Here is a 16,937-nt window from a genome sequence, read left to right on the forward strand (position 1 = left end):
CTCATATTAGCACAAATCTACGCGCAACAAAAAAGGGGCTAAGCGCCCCTTCTCTCTATCAATATCACGCTAGAAATTAGCAAATTCTTCGCTGAATTCAATTTGACCTTGGCGCTGCTCAAATTCACCGTCAGCAATCGCTAAGACTTGGAATGCCCCCTCAGGTACTTCCCATTGGCAATTGAAGTTATATTGCTGTGCAGGTTCAAAACCAAAACGAGCGTAGTAAGCAGGATCACCTAGTACGACACATGCTGGATAACCAAAATCATTTAACGACTCTAAACCATCACGAATCATCGCTGCCGCAATACCTTGCTTACGGTAGTCTTCACGAACTGAAACAGGCGCTAAGCCCTGCCAATTTAGGTCTTCACCTTCCAAGGTTACTGGGCTAAACATCGCGTGACCAACCACTTCACCTTCGTCATTACAAGCAACTAACGATAATGTTAACTTAGCGTTTTCTCTTAACGACATTACCAAATTCGCTTCCGCCTCAGTCTCAAACGTTAATTTGAGTAGGCGGTCAATGACCAGAATGTCCGCTGGTGCTTCAGTTCGTATAAGCATGTGCTACCTCTTTTTGCATTGTTGGCAATTGTACGCCTTTATGCACAAAGTCGGCTAGTTGATTAAGTAAAATTTGCATTGGCTTAGGCAGAAGTTCAAGATCGACACTGTCCATCAAATTCTTCACTTCTAGACCCAGTTCCGTGTCGCCTTCAATAGACAGGCGACGTTGGAAAAACAAAGTATCGGGATCTTCTTTACGACCCGCGATTAAAATTAGGTCATTTAGATTGCCACTAAATGAGACATCTTCAACAATAGGTTTATCGGCTACGATGATTTTTTCGTCTTCATAACTGATGTACCAGCCAAGCTTCATATCTTTAATTTCAACTTTTAACCACTTGCCTTCAAGGAATTCAAAGTCACCATCTTCAAGCGCTTCTTTGAACACCATTTTGAGCCCATCAAGTAAGGCTTTATTTTGAACAGATTGAGGCAATAAGTGGACTGGAGATCGCAAAATTGATGCTGCATTTTGAACTAATTGAGTGCGAATCTTGTTAATCACGCAGGTTATCCGTTACTTTGTAAATGATGTAAGGATGATAATAGAACAAGTCATTGTGAGACCTGTTATGCATCAAGAAATGACCACATGTTTATAGCTCTTTCATCTCTTTGAGATCAAAGCTATATTAAAGCATTAGTCTCTAGGTCACTCTCGCACTTAGTCTATAATCTTTGGAGAATTGGTACCCTTTAAATGCCATCGCAACAACTTCAGCATTGGTTTAAGCAAATCACGGCCAAAGGCCCTTTTTTCTCAGCCATCTTAGATAACCAACACAAGTATGTGATGGTTAATGATCGCTATTGTGAAATCGCAGGACTGACATTCGAAGAGTTGATCGGCATGAACGACAACGACATCTTGGGTCAGCACCTTTATCAACAGATAAAAACTTACTACGATCTCGCATTCGAAGGGCAGCATCTCGAAACAGAAATATCCCTCAATAATCGAGATGTTGAAACCAGCCTATCTTGCACTTTCTCTCCTATCCAGATTAATGACAATGTCGAGTATGTGGCATTTCACGCCGTTGACACGTCAGAAAGACAATTGCTTGTACGCTCACTGGAAGAATCCGAAAATAAATTTACCGCCTTAACTCACCTACTTCCTGACGGTTTATTACTAGTTGAAGATGACTGTATTATCTCGGCAAATCCAGCGGCAGTTCGATTACTCGGTTTTGAATCCAATCATGAGCTTTTGGGAGAAGAACTCTCTCGATTATTTATCGATGAAAACAGTAAAGCGGTGTTTAACAACAAACTTTGTGTTTTATTACATGATACGCCAATTCGTTGTTTGACCGGTCCGCGTTGTAGGTTAGAGCGCAAAGTACAACTCCAATCAGCACAGGCTATGGTGCTCGGATCCATGTCACAACTGGTGTTGATTCAAGACGCAGAGCAATCACCAAAAAAAATTAACCAAGCCAAAACTGAAGACGCTCATCTTGATTCCCTCACAGGGGTATACAATCGCTTTGGCTTTACCAAAAGGCTAGATCAACTGATTAAAAAAGAAACACCGTTGGTCATGCTTTATTTGGATATCGATAACTTCAAGAATATTAATGACTCACTTGGTCATCACATCGGCGACAAAGTGATCAAAGAAGTTTCATCGCGTCTTAAACGTCTATTGCCGCAACAAGCCGTTCTTGGGCATTTAGGTGGTGATGAGTTTGGATTGGTATTGCCAGAGCCTGAAAACAGTCGTATGGCAGAGACGTTATCTGATCGAATCATCTCTCTAATCAATCAACCGTTTGACCTCCATCACTTCAGCAAGCGACTCGCCTGCTCCATTGGTAGTGTCAATTATCCTGGCGACGGTAATGATGCGCGAATCTTATTGCAAAATGCAGACACTGCGATGTACGAAGCAAAAGAGCGTGGGCGAAACCGTTTGATCAAATTTAATGATCAAATGAACAAAGAAGCCCGTATGCGTCTTTGGTTAGAGATCGAATTGCAAAAAGCCTTACAACAAAATGGCTTAGAGGTTTGGTACCAACCTAAGGTTAATGCTCGTGACTTTAGTATCAATGGTGCTGAAGCATTAGTTCGTTGGAAGCACCCTGTTGAAGGATACATCAGCCCAGGGGCCTTTATCCCCGTTGCTGAAAAAGCTGGCTTGATTGAAAATCTTGGTCGTGTGGTTATGCGAGAGGTCTTTAGCACTGTCAAACGTTGGAAAATGCAAGGCATCCTACCGGGAAGAGTAGCGATCAACCTCTCGCCTGAACAGTTTGGTAACCCTAAGCTTATCGATTACATGGAAAAACTTCTACGCAGTACCGAACTCGACCCAAGTTGCATCACTTTTGAACTGACAGAAAGCGCTGTGATGAGCGATAGTGAACATACATTACAAATGCTTAATGCGATTAAAAAACTCGGATTTGCCCTATCGATTGATGATTTTGGCACCGGATATTCTTCACTAGCATACTTGGCACGTTTTCCTCTTGATGAGTTGAAAATTGACCGTGCATTTATCAACGAAATTGACACGTTACCAAAGCAAGTCACTGTAATTGAAAACATTATTAATTTAGGTAAATCTCTCAACCTGACCGTAGTTGCCGAAGGTGTTGAAACGCAGCAGCAAGCGACACTGCTTTCCAACCTTAACTGTAATTCAATTCAAGGTTTCCACTTCTATCGACCGCAACCAAAGCAAGAAGTAGAAGAATTGTTTGTACAAAACCGCCGGCATAAGAACTGATTTAATTTTAATGCGAAATTTTCAACATCCTTTGTAGGTTAAATCACCTAAACCTGCCTTACATCAAATTCGCCGTTCACAATTCTTCATAAAATGCGGGCAATCAAAAAAACCATAGATTTAATTTAGTCATGGAACTCTTATGCCCTGCGGGTAATTTACCCGCCTTAAAAACCGCTATCGATTGCGGTGCTGATGCGGTTTACATCGGCTTTAAAGACGATACCAATGCCCGTCACTTTGCTGGACTTAACTTTACTGGTAAGAAACTAGATAAAGCCGTGCAGTACGTGCATGATCACAACAAAAAAATCCACGTGGCGCTGAATACATTCGCTCATCCAGATGGCTTCGAACGTTGGACTAACGCGGTTGATCGCGCGGCTGATGTTGGTGTTGATGCCTTGATCGTTGCTGACATTGCTGTACTAGATTACGCGGCGCGTAAGTATCCGGATCTAGAGCTACACCTATCAGTACAAGCTTCTGCCACCAACATCGCGGCTATCAATTTTTATAAAAATAACTTCAATGTTAAACGTGTCGTACTGCCACGCGTTCTATCGATCCATCAAGTGAAACAATTATCACGCAATATCACCAACGATGTTGAGTTAGAAGTGTTTGCTTTTGGTAGCCTATGCATCATGGCGGAAGGTCGTTGTTACTTATCTTCTTATATGACTGGCGAATCACCGAATACCGTTGGGGCATGTTCACCGGCTAAATACGTACGATGGCAAGAGACCCCACAAGGGTTGGAGTCACGCCTTAATGACATTTTGATTGATCGTTATAGCGACGGTGAAAACGCCGGTTACCCGACCCTGTGTAAAGGTCGCTTTATTGCTGATATCGAAGGTGAAGCAAAGCTCTACCATGCGCTTGAAGAGCCAACTAGTTTGAATACTTTGTCATTGCTACCAGAATTATTTGCTGCAAACGTTTCCTCTGTGAAAATTGAAGGACGCCAACGTAGCCCTGCTTACGTAGAACAAGTAACGCGTACTTGGCGCGCAGCAATTGATCGCTACCAAACTAACCCAGAAGCTTACCATGTTGATGCAGCATGGGATGCGGCTCTAGCCAACGTGTCCGAAGGCACGCAAACTACGCTTGGTGCTTACCATCGTAAATGGCAATAAGAATACAGGAAGAGATTCATGAAATACGCACTTGGTCCACTTCTCTATTTTTGGCCAAAACAAGATGTAGAAGCCTTCTATCAACAAGCAAAGCAAAGCTCTGCAGATGTTATTTATCTCGGTGAAACCGTTTGCTCAAAACGCCGTGAAATGAAACCAGCTCAGTGGTTTGATATAGCCAAAGAACTAGCAGGAGCAGGCAAGCAAGTAGTGATTTCTACTATGGCACTATTGGAAGCGCCCAGTGAAGTCAATGTCATGAAAAGATACATCGACAATGGTGATTTTTCTATTGAAGCAAATGATGTATCTGGCATCCAACTCGCCTATGAAAACAAAGTACCTTTCGTGGTTGGTCCGGCTGTGAATACTTACAACGCACACACATTAAACTTGTTTCTCAAACAAGGTATGGTGCGCTGGTGTATGCCAGTTGAGCTATCACGTGAATGGCTTGGTAATGTCCTGACTCAATGTGAGCAACTAGGCATTCGCGATCAGTTTGAAGTGGAAGTGTTTAGCCATGGTTACCTGCCATTGGCATATTCAGCTCGTTGTTTTACTGCTCGAGCAGAGAACCTCGCAAAAGATGATTGTGAAACTTGCTGTATTAAGTATCCGACGGGTATTCAGGTGCAAAGCCAAGAAGGACAAGAAGTATTTAATCTCAATGGCATCCAAACTCAATCAGGCTACTGTTATAACTTGATCAATGATCTACCAGGCATGCAAGGTATGGTTGATGTGGTGCGATTAAGCCCACTAGGGTTAGATACCTTCTCTGAGTTGGATCGTTTCCGCGCGAATGAACAAGGCAATAACCCAATAAAAATTGCTGACCGCCAATGCAATGGTTACTGGCACCGCCTTGCTGGTTTAGAAGTAAAATCGTAATTCTAATCTTAGTATTACTTTCGCTCTCTACTATAGAAAACGGGAGAAGACATCTTATCCCGTTTTCTATCACCATTTAACCGACTAGCTTGCCGCTGTCATCGGTTGTGGTGGAAGTAAAATCATCCGTTTTACATCTCTCCACAACATCCATATCACCACTATGCTCAATGCTACATTTGACAGTGGATACGCTATCCATATTCCTGGAATTCCCATTAATTTCGGCATGATAAACAAGAATGGCAACTGGATAACCATATTCCCTACCGTCACAAACATCGCCTTGCTACTCTTATTGATCGATTGATAATAAGCTCCTGCGACAACTAAGAAACCATCTAAGAACAGAGCAAACATATGCAGGCGAATACCAATAATGGCATTTTCCATTAACTGAGAATCACTAGAGTTAAATACTGACACAAACTCACGTGGGAAGATGTTAAGGACAATAATAAACACCAAGCCACCTAGCACCGCGCTACCCATCGCGACCCCGAGTAACTTACGAATATTATCTTGATTACGCGCGCCATGGTTATAGCTCACTAATGGCTGCATACCGTTAGCGATACCTTCAACCACTAAATAATAAACCGTCACTATATAGCCCAAAATTGCGTACGCACCGATCAACACTGAGCTACCGTAGTCGGAGAACAAACTATTATGCAGTGCTACCATCATTGAGCCATAAGCATACATAAAGAAACTTGATACGCCGATCGACGCAATCTGTGGAACCTCATTAATTTGCATACGGAGATCTTGCCAATGTAAGCGCATCTTCGCTTTGCTAGAGAAGAAATAACCGATACCTAATACCGTGACCACCATTTGTGCGATCGCCGTAGCAATAGCCGCCCCTTTTAATTCCCAACCCCATAAAACAATGAAGATGTAGTCAAGTACGATGTTAATCACCGCACCAATTACCATCAATAATGTCGCCAAATTCGGGCTATCATCATTACGTAGTAAAAACGGTGCAGCGATCGAGCCAAGTGAGAAGACACAAGCAAAGATTAAGATGTGCAAGTATTGTGAGCCAAGCTCGAGCACTCGCCCTTGCGCACCTTGCCACAATAGAAAGCTATCGGCACACAGATATAGGACAAAAGAGACAATAGGTGCTAATAAGAGCAATAACAACAAGCCCGTTGCCAGTGTTGCTCGAGCTCCTAAATGATTCCCCTCACCTTGTTTGATTGATGCTAACGCACCAGTACCAACCCCCACCAGCATGCCGATACCAAGAATTGAACCAATCACTGGCCAAGCAACGTTAATCCCCGCAAGACCATCAGCTCCCACATAGCGACCAATAAAGATCCCATCGACCACCTGATAGAGACCATTGACCAACATTGCCGCTACGGTTGGCACCGCATAACGCCAAAACTGTTTATAAATAGAAATTTGCATTTTTTCACCAAGCAAGTGCCATAAGGCAATAATTAGTTAGCAAGGCTAACTAATATGATAAATATTTTTACTTCTTAAGTGCTTTATTAAGCAATTGAACCAACTGTTTCGCTTCTTGTTCATCAAGTTGAACATTGAGATCCGCAGCAATCTGTTGATATACCACGCGTTCAAATGACATATTTTGAATAACCCATTCCGTGAGCACTACTCGCTTAGCACGAGCATCTTCAATACAAGCGACTCGATGCACTAAACTTTTCTTCTCCAAACGAGCGACCATGTTTGAAGCCGACGGCTTTGTAACACATAACTCAAGAGCAAGGTCCGTTATACGAATGCCTTGTGGGTATTGCTGAATCACTTTTAAGTAGTCGAACTCGTTAAAGCTAAGCTGGCACATAGGATCATCATCGCCATGCTGCCGCCAAGCTTTTGAGCAGAAGCGCTCCAAATCCATTAAGCTCTCTTCCAAATGCATAGAGTGATCCCATTAGTTAGCCAGGCTAACTATTTTAGTGATTTTTAACTGTTGTGCAATAAAAAACCACCCGAAGGTGGTTTTCTTACATATCAGCGGGGCTTCGTCTATTGCTGTTTAGCTTGTTCCAACTTGGCTTTTGCCAATTGTTCGGCTTTCACTTGATTGAAAATCCGACTAAGTTCAAGGAAGGAGTACCGATGTTCAACATATTCAAACACGTTAAATGAGATGGCAAGTTTATACATTGAAATTGCACTAGCAAAATCACCTTCATATTGGTAACGCTTACCTAGGTAAAAATAGGCTTCCGTTAAGCGCTGAGCTAACACTGTGTTATCTCGCGTACCAGCAAAGATAGCTTTAAAGGTCTGCTCTTCTGACACTTCCCCCAAAGAGAGTGCGACAAGTACCCAGCCCCATTGGTTATCACGTTTTTGATAAAGCTTAAGTAAATCTTGACGAGCAAGCTCAGGATTTTGTTCCAACTTAATCAAATAACGCCATAAGGCTCGGAAAGGATCATTAGGGTCTTCCGCAACATGCACTTCAATATCTTCCAGAGACAACTCGATACGATCGCCGTAATAGAGAGCAATCGCTCGATTACGTACTGCGTAAGAGTGGCTTGGATCGAGATCTAATGTTGAGTCAAATGCTTCGTAAGCCGCATCAAATTCCCCTACTTGGGTGTAGTAAACACCAAGCAGGTTAAATAAATCTGACTGTGCCGGATTTAACTTGAGTGACTGACCATAATCAAGACGTGCTAAATCACGCAGACCAACGCTGTCGTAGTAGTTGCCGCGCTCATAAAGCATCTTCGCACGCAGTTCATCAGAAAGATTAGATCGAAGAAGTAACTGAGACAAACGCGCAATCTGTACCTCTTGCTGCATACTCGCTTGCAGCGGTACCGCCATTGGTGGATAAAACCACTGTTGTTTATCCGCTGTTGAAGCACACCCTGTCGCAATCAACATGCTTAAGCCAAGCGTTACGGTTTGAAACCATTTCACAAATACTACTCCTGTTACTGACTTATGATGAGAGCATTCCCAAACAACTACGTATATTAGTTTAGACGATCTATCCAATTAGCTTTCTCATCATCAAAACTCACGCTACGGATGGTTTCCATACGATATAAAAAAAGGGAGCTCACGGCTCCCTTTATAACATGCTTTTAGCCGACTAGGCTAATAGGATGCTTGATTACTCAGCGTCAGCCGCTGGCTTTTCAGCTTCTTCTGCTGGCTTTTCAACCGCTTCTTTCATGCTTAGACGTACGCGACCTTGGCGGTCAATTTCAAGTACTTTAACTTGAACTTCTTGACCTTCAGCTAGGTAATCAGACACTTTCTCAACACGCTTGTCAGAGATTTGAGAAATGTGTACAAGACCATCTTTACCTGGAAGAATAGTTACAAACGCACCGAAGTCCGCTAGACGTGCAACTTTACCAGCGTAGATACGACCTACTTCAACTTCAGCAGTAATCTCTTCGATACGACGGATAGCTTCTTTCGCTGCAGCGCCTTCAGTTGCTGCAATCTTGATTGTACCGTCATCTTCGATTTCAATTGTAGTACCCGTCTCTTCAGTTAGAGCACGGATTACTGCACCACCTTTACCGATAACATCTTTGATCTTTTCAGAGCTGATCTTCATCATGTAGATACGTGGAGCGAATTCAGAAATCTCTTCACGAGCACCTGAGATAGCCTCATCCATTACAGTAAGGATGTGCTTACGTGCACCTTGCGCTTGGTTAAGAGCAATTTGCATGATCTCTTTAGTGATACCTTCGATCTTGATATCCATTTGAAGTGCAGTGATACCTTCTTTAGTACCTGCTACTTTAAAGTCCATATCACCTAGGTGATCTTCATCGCCAAGGATGTCAGAAAGAACAACAAAGTCGTCGCCTTCTTTAACAAGACCCATTGCAATACCAGCAACAGAAGCTTTGATTGGTACACCAGCGTCCATTAGAGCTAGAGAAGTACCACATACAGAAGCCATTGAAGATGAACCGTTAGATTCAGTGATTTCCGATACTACGCGAATAGTGTATGGGAATTCATCAACTGAAGGCATTACCGCAGCAATACCGCGCTTCGCTAGTTTACCGTGGCCAATTTCACGACGCTTAGGAGAACCAACAAAACCAGTTTCGCCTACACAGTATGGAGGGAAGTTGTAGTGTAGTAGGAAGTGATCTTTACGCTCACCTGTGATCTCATCAATGATCTGAGCATCACGCTGTGTACCTAGAGTCGCCGTTACGATTGCTTGAGTTTCACCACGAGTAAATAGTGAAGAACCGTGCGTACGAGGAAGAACACCTGTGCGTACATCTAGTGCACGAACCATGTCTTTCTCACGACCATCGATACGTGGGTGACCAGCGATAATGCGGCTACGTACAACGTTCTTCTCTAGAGAACCAAGCATGCCACGAATTTCGCGCTCGTTCAGTTCTTCATCTTGAGCTAGAAGCGCTGTAACAACATCGTTCTTGATTGCGCCAACTTGCTCGTAACGAGCCATTTTTTCAGTGATTTGGTACGCTTCAGATAGACGCGCTTCACCAAGGTCAGCAACAAGAGCTTTAAGCTCAGTGTTTACTGATGGCGCTTCCCAGTTCCAGCTAGGCGTTGCAACTTCAGCAGCAAATTCATTGATTGCATTGATAACAACTTGTTGTTGGTCGTGACCAAATACTACTGCAGAAAGCATTTCTTCTTCAGTTAGGTTGTCAGCTTCTGATTCAACCATTAACACTGCGTTTTCAGTACCTGAAACAACTAGATCAAGCTTAGAGGTTGCTAGTTCAGTGATGCTTGGGTTAAGCACTAGTTGACCATCGATATGACCAACACGCGCTGCACCGATAGGACCATTGAATGGCAAACCAGAGATAGCAAGTGCTGCAGAAGTACCGATCATTGTTACCATGTCTGGTTGAACGTTAGGGTTCACTGACATTACAGTCGCAATAATTTGAACTTCGTTTTTAAACGCAGATGGGAATAGAGGGCGAATTGGACGGTCGATTAGACGAGCTGTCAGTGTTTCACCTTCAGAAGGACGGCCTTCACGCTTGAAGAAACCACCAGGGATTTTACCTGCAGCGTAAGTACGCTCTTGGTAGTTCACTGTTAGCGGGAAAAAGTCTTGACCTTCAACTGCTTCTTTTTTACCTACTACCGATACGAATACCGCAGTATCATCCATAGTAACCATAACAGCAGCAGTAGCTTGACGTGCAATTACACCTGTTTCTAGAGTTACGGTGTGGTTACCGTACTGAAACGTTTTAACAACTGGTTTTTCGAACATTGTTATTCCTTGTACTAGGTGAAACACCTAGACTAAGTTGAGTTAACACTCACAACATTACTAATCGCGACTAGTAAAAAGACACTGATAATCTCACAGTAACTTTTTAATAGTCGCGACCTGTTGGCCGACATCGGTGACTGTAATGTGATGAGCAATTTTAGTATTGCGTGCGGAATGAAATAGCATCAACTAATTCAACCGGACAGTAGTATAAACTACTTGACGGATATTGGGGGATTTCGCCAATAAAAAAAGGGGCATATAGCCCCTTTTTTAACAAACTGTTCTATGCAATCGCTAATTAGCGACGTAGACCTAGACGTTTGATTAGATCTTGGTAACGAGCAAGGTTTTTGCCTTTCAAGTAATCAAGAAGCTTACGACGGCTAGAAACCATACGTAGAAGACCACGACGGCTGTGGTGATCGCCTTTGTGAGCTTTGAAGTGACCTTGTAGGTGGTTGATAGAAGCAGTAAGTAGTGCTACTTGTACTTCTGGTGAACCAGTGTCGCCTTCAGATTGTGCGTATTCTGCAACGATTGCTGCTTTAGTTTCTGCATTCAGAGACATAATGCTCTCCTAATAAGAGTAGGTTTATAATTTGTAGCAGCCAATCTCTGATTCAGCCGCTACGCGAAGCGCGAATTATAGGGGAATCACCTATCTATAGCAACTGCAATTTGGCTAGCGATTATCTCTATATAAATCAACATTACCCACGACATCTTGGATAATGAGTACCTGCTCTTGATGCTTCATGATAAACTTTTACCACTTAATTTATTACTACGGGTTTAAGCCAATATGAAAATCGGCATTATCGGCGCGATGGAACAAGAAGTTGCCATCTTGAAAGATTCAATCAACAACTGCCAAGAAGTAAAAAAAGCAGGTTGTACTTTCTTTTCTGGTCAGCTAAATGGCGTTGATGTGGTATTGCTGCAATCAGGCATTGGTAAAGTTGCCGCTGCGATTGGCACTACAATTTTACTTGATGAGTATCAGCCTGATGTAGTGATCAATACGGGATCTGCTGGCGGTTTTGATTCTAGCCTAAACCTAGGTGATGTGGTTATCTCTACTGAAGTACGCCACCACGACGCAGACGTTACTGCGTTTGGTTACGAAATGGGGCAAATGGCTCAACAACCTGCTGCTTTCATTGCAGATGCAAACCTAATGAGCGTAGCAGAGCAAGCTCTAGCTCAAATGGAAAACAAGCACGCTGTACGCGGTCTGATCTGTACGGGTGACGCATTCGTCTGCACTGCTGAGCGTCAAGCGTTTATCCGCAAGCACTTCCCTTCAGTTATTGCCGTAGAGATGGAAGCATCAGCAATCGCGCAAACGTGTCACCAATTCAAGGTACCATTTGTCGTTGTTCGTGCTATTTCTGACGTTGCTGATAAAGAAGCAACCATGAGCTTTGACGAGTTCCTACCTCTAGCAGCTCAAAGCTCTTCAGAAATGGTTATCAAGATGGTTGAGCTGCTAAAGGCGTAATTATCAAGCATCATGGAAGAACTTTTTAATCAGGTTTTTGCTAATGGCGCGCTCCTCATTATGTGGGGGGCGTTACTGTGCAATTGGATCCTTCCGTTTCCTCGCGAAGCCCATCCAGCCATATTATGGCGTAAGTTTGCTGAGCAATTAGCGGACAAAGTCAACGCCCCAGCCAGTTATTCGCAAAGCGTAATTTCAGGAACGCTCGCATGGTTGCTAATGATGATTCCTATGCTTTGTGTTCTTTGGGCAATAGAGACTTTAGCGTGGCAACCGCAATTATTCGAATTAGCTTTTTTAGTATTAGCACTCGATTGGCGTAACAGCGATAAATTTGCCAACCAATTTACCCACCAGCTAGCTGAAGAAAATACTCAAACAGCGAAGCAATTATTAACCCCAATAGTAAACCGATCAACGAACACTCTATCTCTACTCGGGCTTGGTAAAGCAGGCTGTGAAACGTTGATCATGAGTTATGGACGTAATGTAATTGCTGTGCTGTTCTGGTATGGATTGACCGGTGGAATTGGCGCATTTATGTATCGCATGGCGATGGAATTATCACGTGTTTGGTCTCCTTCTCGACAACAGTTTCTTCCGTTTGGCTTGCCAGCAATCAGGATATTGGCGCTACTCGATTTTATTCCATTGAGATTGTTTGCGTTAATGATCATTGCAGGCCAACGAGCTCAGACACGCATCAGCTTAATTAGACAACAAGCCTTATCTTGGCCGCTACCTGGTCCAGCATGGCTACTCGCAGCCGCAGGTGCCAAGCTAGAATTGTCTCTTGCCGGACCCGCTATCTATAATGGAAAAAAAGCCGTTCGGGCAAAGCTTGGTGGGCGTATTGCCCCAGCCGCAATCCATTTTGCTCAATTACGTAAACTACTTATTGGTCGTTTTTGGCTCTGGGTGTTCCTACAAAGCCTGATCATGGGTGCAATCTACCAAGGACTGTAATGCTTAGACTGAGTCTACTTCTTTCATTAGTGACGTTTTCTCTTCACGCACAAACTATTGACCGAGTAATTAGCTTATCGCCTTCAACGACTGAACTTGCTTATGCTGCAGGTCTTGGTGAGAAACTCATTGCCGTTAGCGAGCACAGCGACTACCCTGAATTTGCTACCAAATTGGACAAAGTAGCCAATTATCAAGGCATCAATATTGAGCGGATCATTAGCCTTCAACCAGATCTAATTCTCGCTTGGCCTGCTGGTAATCCAGCTCAAGATTTAGCTAAGCTACGTCAGTTTGGATTTCATATTTATAATGCCAAAGCAACTTCACTGGAAGATATTGCCCTCAATATTGAACGACTCAGCCAATACTCTGACGACCCAACACAAGGTCAATCGGTTGCCGATAACTTCCGTAGTCAACTCATACAGTTAAAACAAAAATACAACACCACTCAATCTGTAAGTTATTTCTATCAGCTCAGTGAGAAACCAATAATCACGGTTGCTCAAGAAAATTGGCCGAGCGAAGTTTTTAGCTTCTGTGGCGGTAAAAACGTCTTCGCCAATAGTTCAGTTCCCTACCCTCAAGTAGGAATAGAGCAGGTCATTTTAGCCAATCCTGAAGTAATCTTTACTTCACGTAATGCGATCGAAAATGGCAGCATGTGGCAACCATGGAATGAACAACTACAAGCGTTACAAAATAAACACATGTGGACCCTGAGTTCCGATTGGATCAATCGTCCGACATATCGAACTTTACATGCAATTACTCAAGTTTGTGAACTATTCGAAACCGTGAGACAAAAGCGTTAACAGTTACTCATTTAATCTCGTATTATGCGGCGCCGATTTTGTATCGCACTTACTTACACTAAAACTAATATACTTTTTTATTATATAGATTGAGCTCCTAACGATATGGATTCCTTATTAATTTATCTAGTTGACCTTTTTGGCACCGCGATCTTCGCTATTTCGGGGGTACTGCTGGCTGGTCGTTTAAAGATGGACCCGTTTGGAGTGATAGTGCTCGGTAGTGTCACTGCTATCGGTGGCGGCACAATTCGCGATATGGCATTAGGCGCAACTCCGGTTTTCTGGATTACGGATACCAACTATTTATGGGTAATTTTCATTACTTGTGTACTGACAATGCTGATTGTCCGTCGACCTAAGCGACTCGCATGGTGGATACTGCCAGTCTGTGACGCTGTTGGTCTTGCCGTGTTTGTCGGTATTGGTGTAGAAAAAGCGATGATGTTCCAAGATTCTGCATTGATCGCCATCATCATGGGCGTTATCACAGGTTGCGGTGGCGGTATCATCCGTGACGTATTAGCTCGTGAAGTGCCAATGGTACTCAGAAGTGAAGTTTATGCTACCGCTTGTATCGCTGGCGGGGTATTTCACACAACCGTACTCATCATAGGATACGACAATAACATGGCGTTTTTAGCGGGTGTATTTTCAACGCTTTTCATTCGTTTAGGGGCAATACGCTGGCATTTATCTCTGCCGATATTTGCCCTAAACCGCTAGTTAGACAACAGAAAAGCTGCTCATAAAAAAAGGTCGCCTAAGCGACCTTTTTACACATCACGGCGCTACTTTTGAACGCGACGCAGCACTTGCTTAAGTGCTTCAAAGTCATTAGCTAAATCTTCTGAAAGTAACTCCATGGCAGCATGTTTTGCGAGCGGTGCTGGCAACTCGATATCGGTACCCAGAATATCATCCACAACTTCTTTGAATTTTGCAGGATGAGCGGTACATAAGAAGAGACCCGTCTCTCCTTCTGCAAGTTGATCACTCAACAATCGGTATGCAATTGCACCATGTGGCTCGCATAAGTAGCCCAGCTGATTCAATTCTAAAACAGAGGCTGCACTTTGCTCATCTGATACTTTACCTTTACCTAACGTATCCAAACCCCAACCTTTCAGTCGACACAACTCTTCGATACGCGGCCAGTTGTTTGGCTGGCTTACATCCATCGCATTTGAAGTCGTCGCAATCGTTGGTTTAGGATCCCACTGACCTGTTTCTAGGTAGCGAGGTACAGTGTCGTTAGCATTGGTTGCCGCAATAAAGCGCTTAATCGGTAAACCCATCGCTTTTGCCAATAAGCCTGCGGTTAAGTTACCAAAGTTACCACTTGGTACTGAAACAACTAAATTCTCACGTTGTGCTTTAGTCAACTGAGAAGCGGCTTCAAAGTAGTAGCAAACTTGCGCCATCAAACGACTAATGTTGATTGAGTTTGCTGAATTGAGACCAATTTCTTCACGCAGCTCTGTATCATCAAAAGCTTGCTTAACTAACGCCTGACATGCATCAAAATCACCATCAATGGCAACGGTATGAATGTTCTTACCTAGGGTGCAAAATAGCTTTTCTTGCAAAGGGCTAATTTTGCCTTTCGGATAAAGAATAACGACATTGATGTGTTCCATACCATAAAAAGCATGAGCAACCGCTGCGCCCGTATCTCCAGAAGTGGCCGTTAAAATAGTGATTTTACCACTATTAGAAACGGTCAATAGAGATTGAGCCATGAATCGTCCGCCAAAATCTTTGAATGCCAAGGTTGGTCCATGGAACAACTCAAGCGCATACACGTCTGATTTGATTTGTTTGATTGGTGCTGGGAACTGAAATGCAGCATCGACCATTGAATTGACCTGATCGGACGATAGTTCCTCTCCAATAAGAGCTGATAAAATAGTAGTACTACGCGAAACAAAATCTTGCTTCAATAGTGCGTCGACATCATCAAACTGAGGCAGTTGAGATGGAAAAAATAGACCTTGATTACGACCTAATCCTTGGCGAACGGCTTGACCAAAGGATACTTGTTCATCATTTTCTTTAATATTGTAAAGCTTCATAGCTCACTTCCTGTAACTTTCGAACCCTGCTTATCTAAACGACAAACATGAACGAATCCCTCTTCATTTTGTACGTAGTTTTGTTCGAGCCAACCAGCCACACGTTCGGCAATATCTTTCTCTTTACAGATACTAAATAATGTTGGTCCACTACCCGAAATACCGGTAGCAAGCGCTCCAGCTGATGTTGCGTATTTACGAGCATCAGCAAAACCGGGTAACAGTTTCTCACGATACGGTTCCGCGATCACGTCTTTGATCATTTTTGCAGCAAGCTCAGGCTGATTAGAATGACAAGCGTGAATGAAACCTGCAAGGTGTCGACCATGAGCAATCACATCTTGGCGACGATACTGTGACGGCAAAATAGAGCGCGCTTCTGCTGTGGAAACTTTGATGCCAGGGTAAGCCATCACCCAGTACCATTCATCAAAACAAGGCACTTCTTGGCTAATAACACCCAACTCTTCGAGCATTAATTGCAGACCACCAAGGTAACAAGGAGCAACGTTGTCATAATGGATACCACCAGAGATTTGCCCTTCCATCTCCCCCATTAGAGCCAATAGCTCAGTCTCATCCAATGGCTCTCCATGGAAGCGGTTAAGCGCATCCAGCGCGGCGACGATTGAACATGCACTCGAACCCAAACCGGATCCTATCGGCATATTTTTTTCTAATGTCATTGAGAGTGGCAGTAGTTCAGCACCTTTTCTATCTAGCTCACGAGCAAATACTCGCCAACAATCATAAACAATGTTTTCTTTAGCGTCGGTCGGTAATTTACCAACAAAGCGACCTGCGGTGGTTAAACTAAATGCTTGTTCACCTTTAGCAACCAGCACACGATCACCAAGCAAAGAACCATCCATTGGTGACACTGCCGCCCCCAACACATCAAAACCAACACTAACATTACCTATTGACGCTGGTGCGTATACCACTACATCCATACCACG

General features: G+C 43.4%; 16 protein-coding genes. 7 read left to right on the forward strand and 9 right to left on the reverse strand.

All coding sequences use genetic code 11. The annotated features are described in order from the left end of the window. Positions 1-69 precede the first annotated feature (69 nt). Together L4C38_RS13900 and ubiT are read right to left on the reverse strand one after the other, a co-directional pair. Positions 70-573, reverse strand: coding sequence for a GNAT family N-acetyltransferase (locus tag L4C38_RS13900; RefSeq protein ID WP_428798159.1), 504 nt, complete (start codon positions 571-573; stop codon positions 70-72). Then, on the reverse strand, positions 557-1,084 hold the full coding sequence (gene ubiT, locus L4C38_RS13905; protein WP_428798160.1) for a ubiquinone anaerobic biosynthesis accessory factor UbiT: 528 nt from the start codon (positions 1,082-1,084) through the stop codon (positions 557-559). The genes L4C38_RS13900 and ubiT overlap by 17 nt, the downstream gene beginning before the upstream one ends. A 195-nt stretch (positions 1,085-1,279) precedes the next feature. Between ubiT and L4C38_RS13910 the strand changes: the two genes are divergently transcribed. The 3 genes from L4C38_RS13910 (at position 1,280) to L4C38_RS13920 (ending at position 5,358) form a co-directional block, all read left to right on the forward strand. After that, positions 1,280-3,319: an EAL domain-containing protein gene (locus tag L4C38_RS13910; protein ID WP_428798161.1), complete on the forward strand. Its 2,040-nt coding sequence runs from the start codon at positions 1,280-1,282 to the stop codon at positions 3,317-3,319. A gap of 131 nt (positions 3,320-3,450) precedes the next feature. Further along, positions 3,451-4,464, forward strand: a complete 1,014-nt coding sequence (gene ubiU / locus L4C38_RS13915) for a ubiquinone anaerobic biosynthesis protein UbiU (protein WP_428798162.1) — start codon at positions 3,451-3,453, stop codon at positions 4,462-4,464. Between the two features lie 18 nt (positions 4,465-4,482). Further along, a complete protein-coding gene (locus tag L4C38_RS13920) occupies positions 4,483-5,358 on the forward strand; it encodes a U32 family peptidase (RefSeq protein ID WP_428798163.1) in 876 nt (291 codons plus the stop codon). A gap of 84 nt (positions 5,359-5,442) precedes the next feature. On the opposite strand, the gene L4C38_RS13925 is transcribed toward L4C38_RS13920, so the two are convergent. From L4C38_RS13925 to rpsO, 5 genes are all read right to left on the reverse strand, one after another. After that, positions 5,443-6,786 carry an MATE family efflux transporter gene (locus L4C38_RS13925; protein WP_428798164.1) on the reverse strand — a complete coding sequence of 448 codons (1,344 nt, stop codon included), beginning with the start codon at positions 6,784-6,786 and terminating at the stop codon, positions 5,443-5,445. Positions 6,787-6,853: 67 nt separating this feature from the next. Further along, positions 6,854-7,267, reverse strand: coding sequence for a MarR family winged helix-turn-helix transcriptional regulator (locus L4C38_RS13930; RefSeq protein ID WP_428798165.1), 414 nt, complete (start codon positions 7,265-7,267; stop codon positions 6,854-6,856). A gap of 107 nt (positions 7,268-7,374) precedes the next feature. Continuing rightward, the gene (gene nlpI / locus L4C38_RS13935; protein WP_428798166.1) at positions 7,375-8,286 is read right to left on the reverse strand and encodes a lipoprotein NlpI; all 912 of its coding nucleotides are present in this window, start codon (positions 8,284-8,286) and stop codon (positions 7,375-7,377) included. 196 nt (positions 8,287-8,482) lie between these two features. Further along, positions 8,483-10,612: a polyribonucleotide nucleotidyltransferase gene (gene pnp / locus L4C38_RS13940; RefSeq protein ID WP_428798167.1), complete on the reverse strand. Its 2,130-nt coding sequence runs from the start codon at positions 10,610-10,612 to the stop codon at positions 8,483-8,485. 304 nt (positions 10,613-10,916) lie between these two features. Then, positions 10,917-11,186: a 30S ribosomal protein S15 gene (gene rpsO / locus L4C38_RS13945; protein WP_005598021.1), complete on the reverse strand. Its 270-nt coding sequence runs from the start codon at positions 11,184-11,186 to the stop codon at positions 10,917-10,919. Positions 11,187-11,420: 234 nt separating this feature from the next. Here rpsO and mtnN point away from each other — a divergent pair, with 234 nt between their 5' ends. The 4 genes from mtnN to L4C38_RS13965 all read left to right on the forward strand — a co-directional run bounded on the left by mtnN (position 11,421) and on the right by L4C38_RS13965 (position 14,629). Beyond that, positions 11,421-12,119, forward strand: coding sequence for a 5'-methylthioadenosine/S-adenosylhomocysteine nucleosidase (gene mtnN, locus L4C38_RS13950; RefSeq protein WP_428798168.1), 699 nt, complete (start codon positions 11,421-11,423; stop codon positions 12,117-12,119). 12 nt (positions 12,120-12,131) lie between these two features. Next, entirely contained in the window at positions 12,132-13,085 is a 954-nt protein-coding gene (locus L4C38_RS13955; RefSeq protein ID WP_428798169.1) for a cobalamin biosynthesis family protein, read from the forward strand. Then, positions 13,085-13,903, forward strand: a complete 819-nt coding sequence (btuF, locus tag L4C38_RS13960; RefSeq protein WP_428798170.1) for a vitamin B12 ABC transporter substrate-binding protein BtuF — start codon at positions 13,085-13,087, stop codon at positions 13,901-13,903. The genes L4C38_RS13955 and btuF overlap by 1 nt, the downstream gene beginning before the upstream one ends. Before the next feature lie 105 nt (positions 13,904-14,008). Beyond that, positions 14,009-14,629, forward strand: coding sequence for a TRIC cation channel family protein (locus tag L4C38_RS13965; RefSeq protein ID WP_428798171.1), 621 nt, complete (start codon positions 14,009-14,011; stop codon positions 14,627-14,629). Positions 14,630-14,694: 65 nt separating this feature from the next. Here the strand turns inward: L4C38_RS13965 and thrC are convergent, their stop codons facing one another. Then, positions 14,695-15,978 carry a threonine synthase gene (gene thrC / locus L4C38_RS13970; RefSeq protein WP_428798172.1) on the reverse strand — a complete coding sequence of 428 codons (1,284 nt, stop codon included), beginning with the start codon at positions 15,976-15,978 and terminating at the stop codon, positions 14,695-14,697. Beyond that, on the reverse strand, positions 15,975-16,931 hold the full coding sequence (thrB, locus tag L4C38_RS13975; RefSeq protein ID WP_428798228.1) for a homoserine kinase: 957 nt from the start codon (positions 16,929-16,931) through the stop codon (positions 15,975-15,977). The genes thrC and thrB overlap by 4 nt, the downstream gene beginning before the upstream one ends. Between the last annotated feature and the right edge of the window lie 6 nt (positions 16,932-16,937).

It is taken from the genome of Vibrio kasasachensis (assembly GCF_050337565.1).
GTDB classification, from domain to species: Bacteria; Pseudomonadota; Gammaproteobacteria; order Enterobacterales; family Vibrionaceae; genus Vibrio; species Vibrio kasasachensis.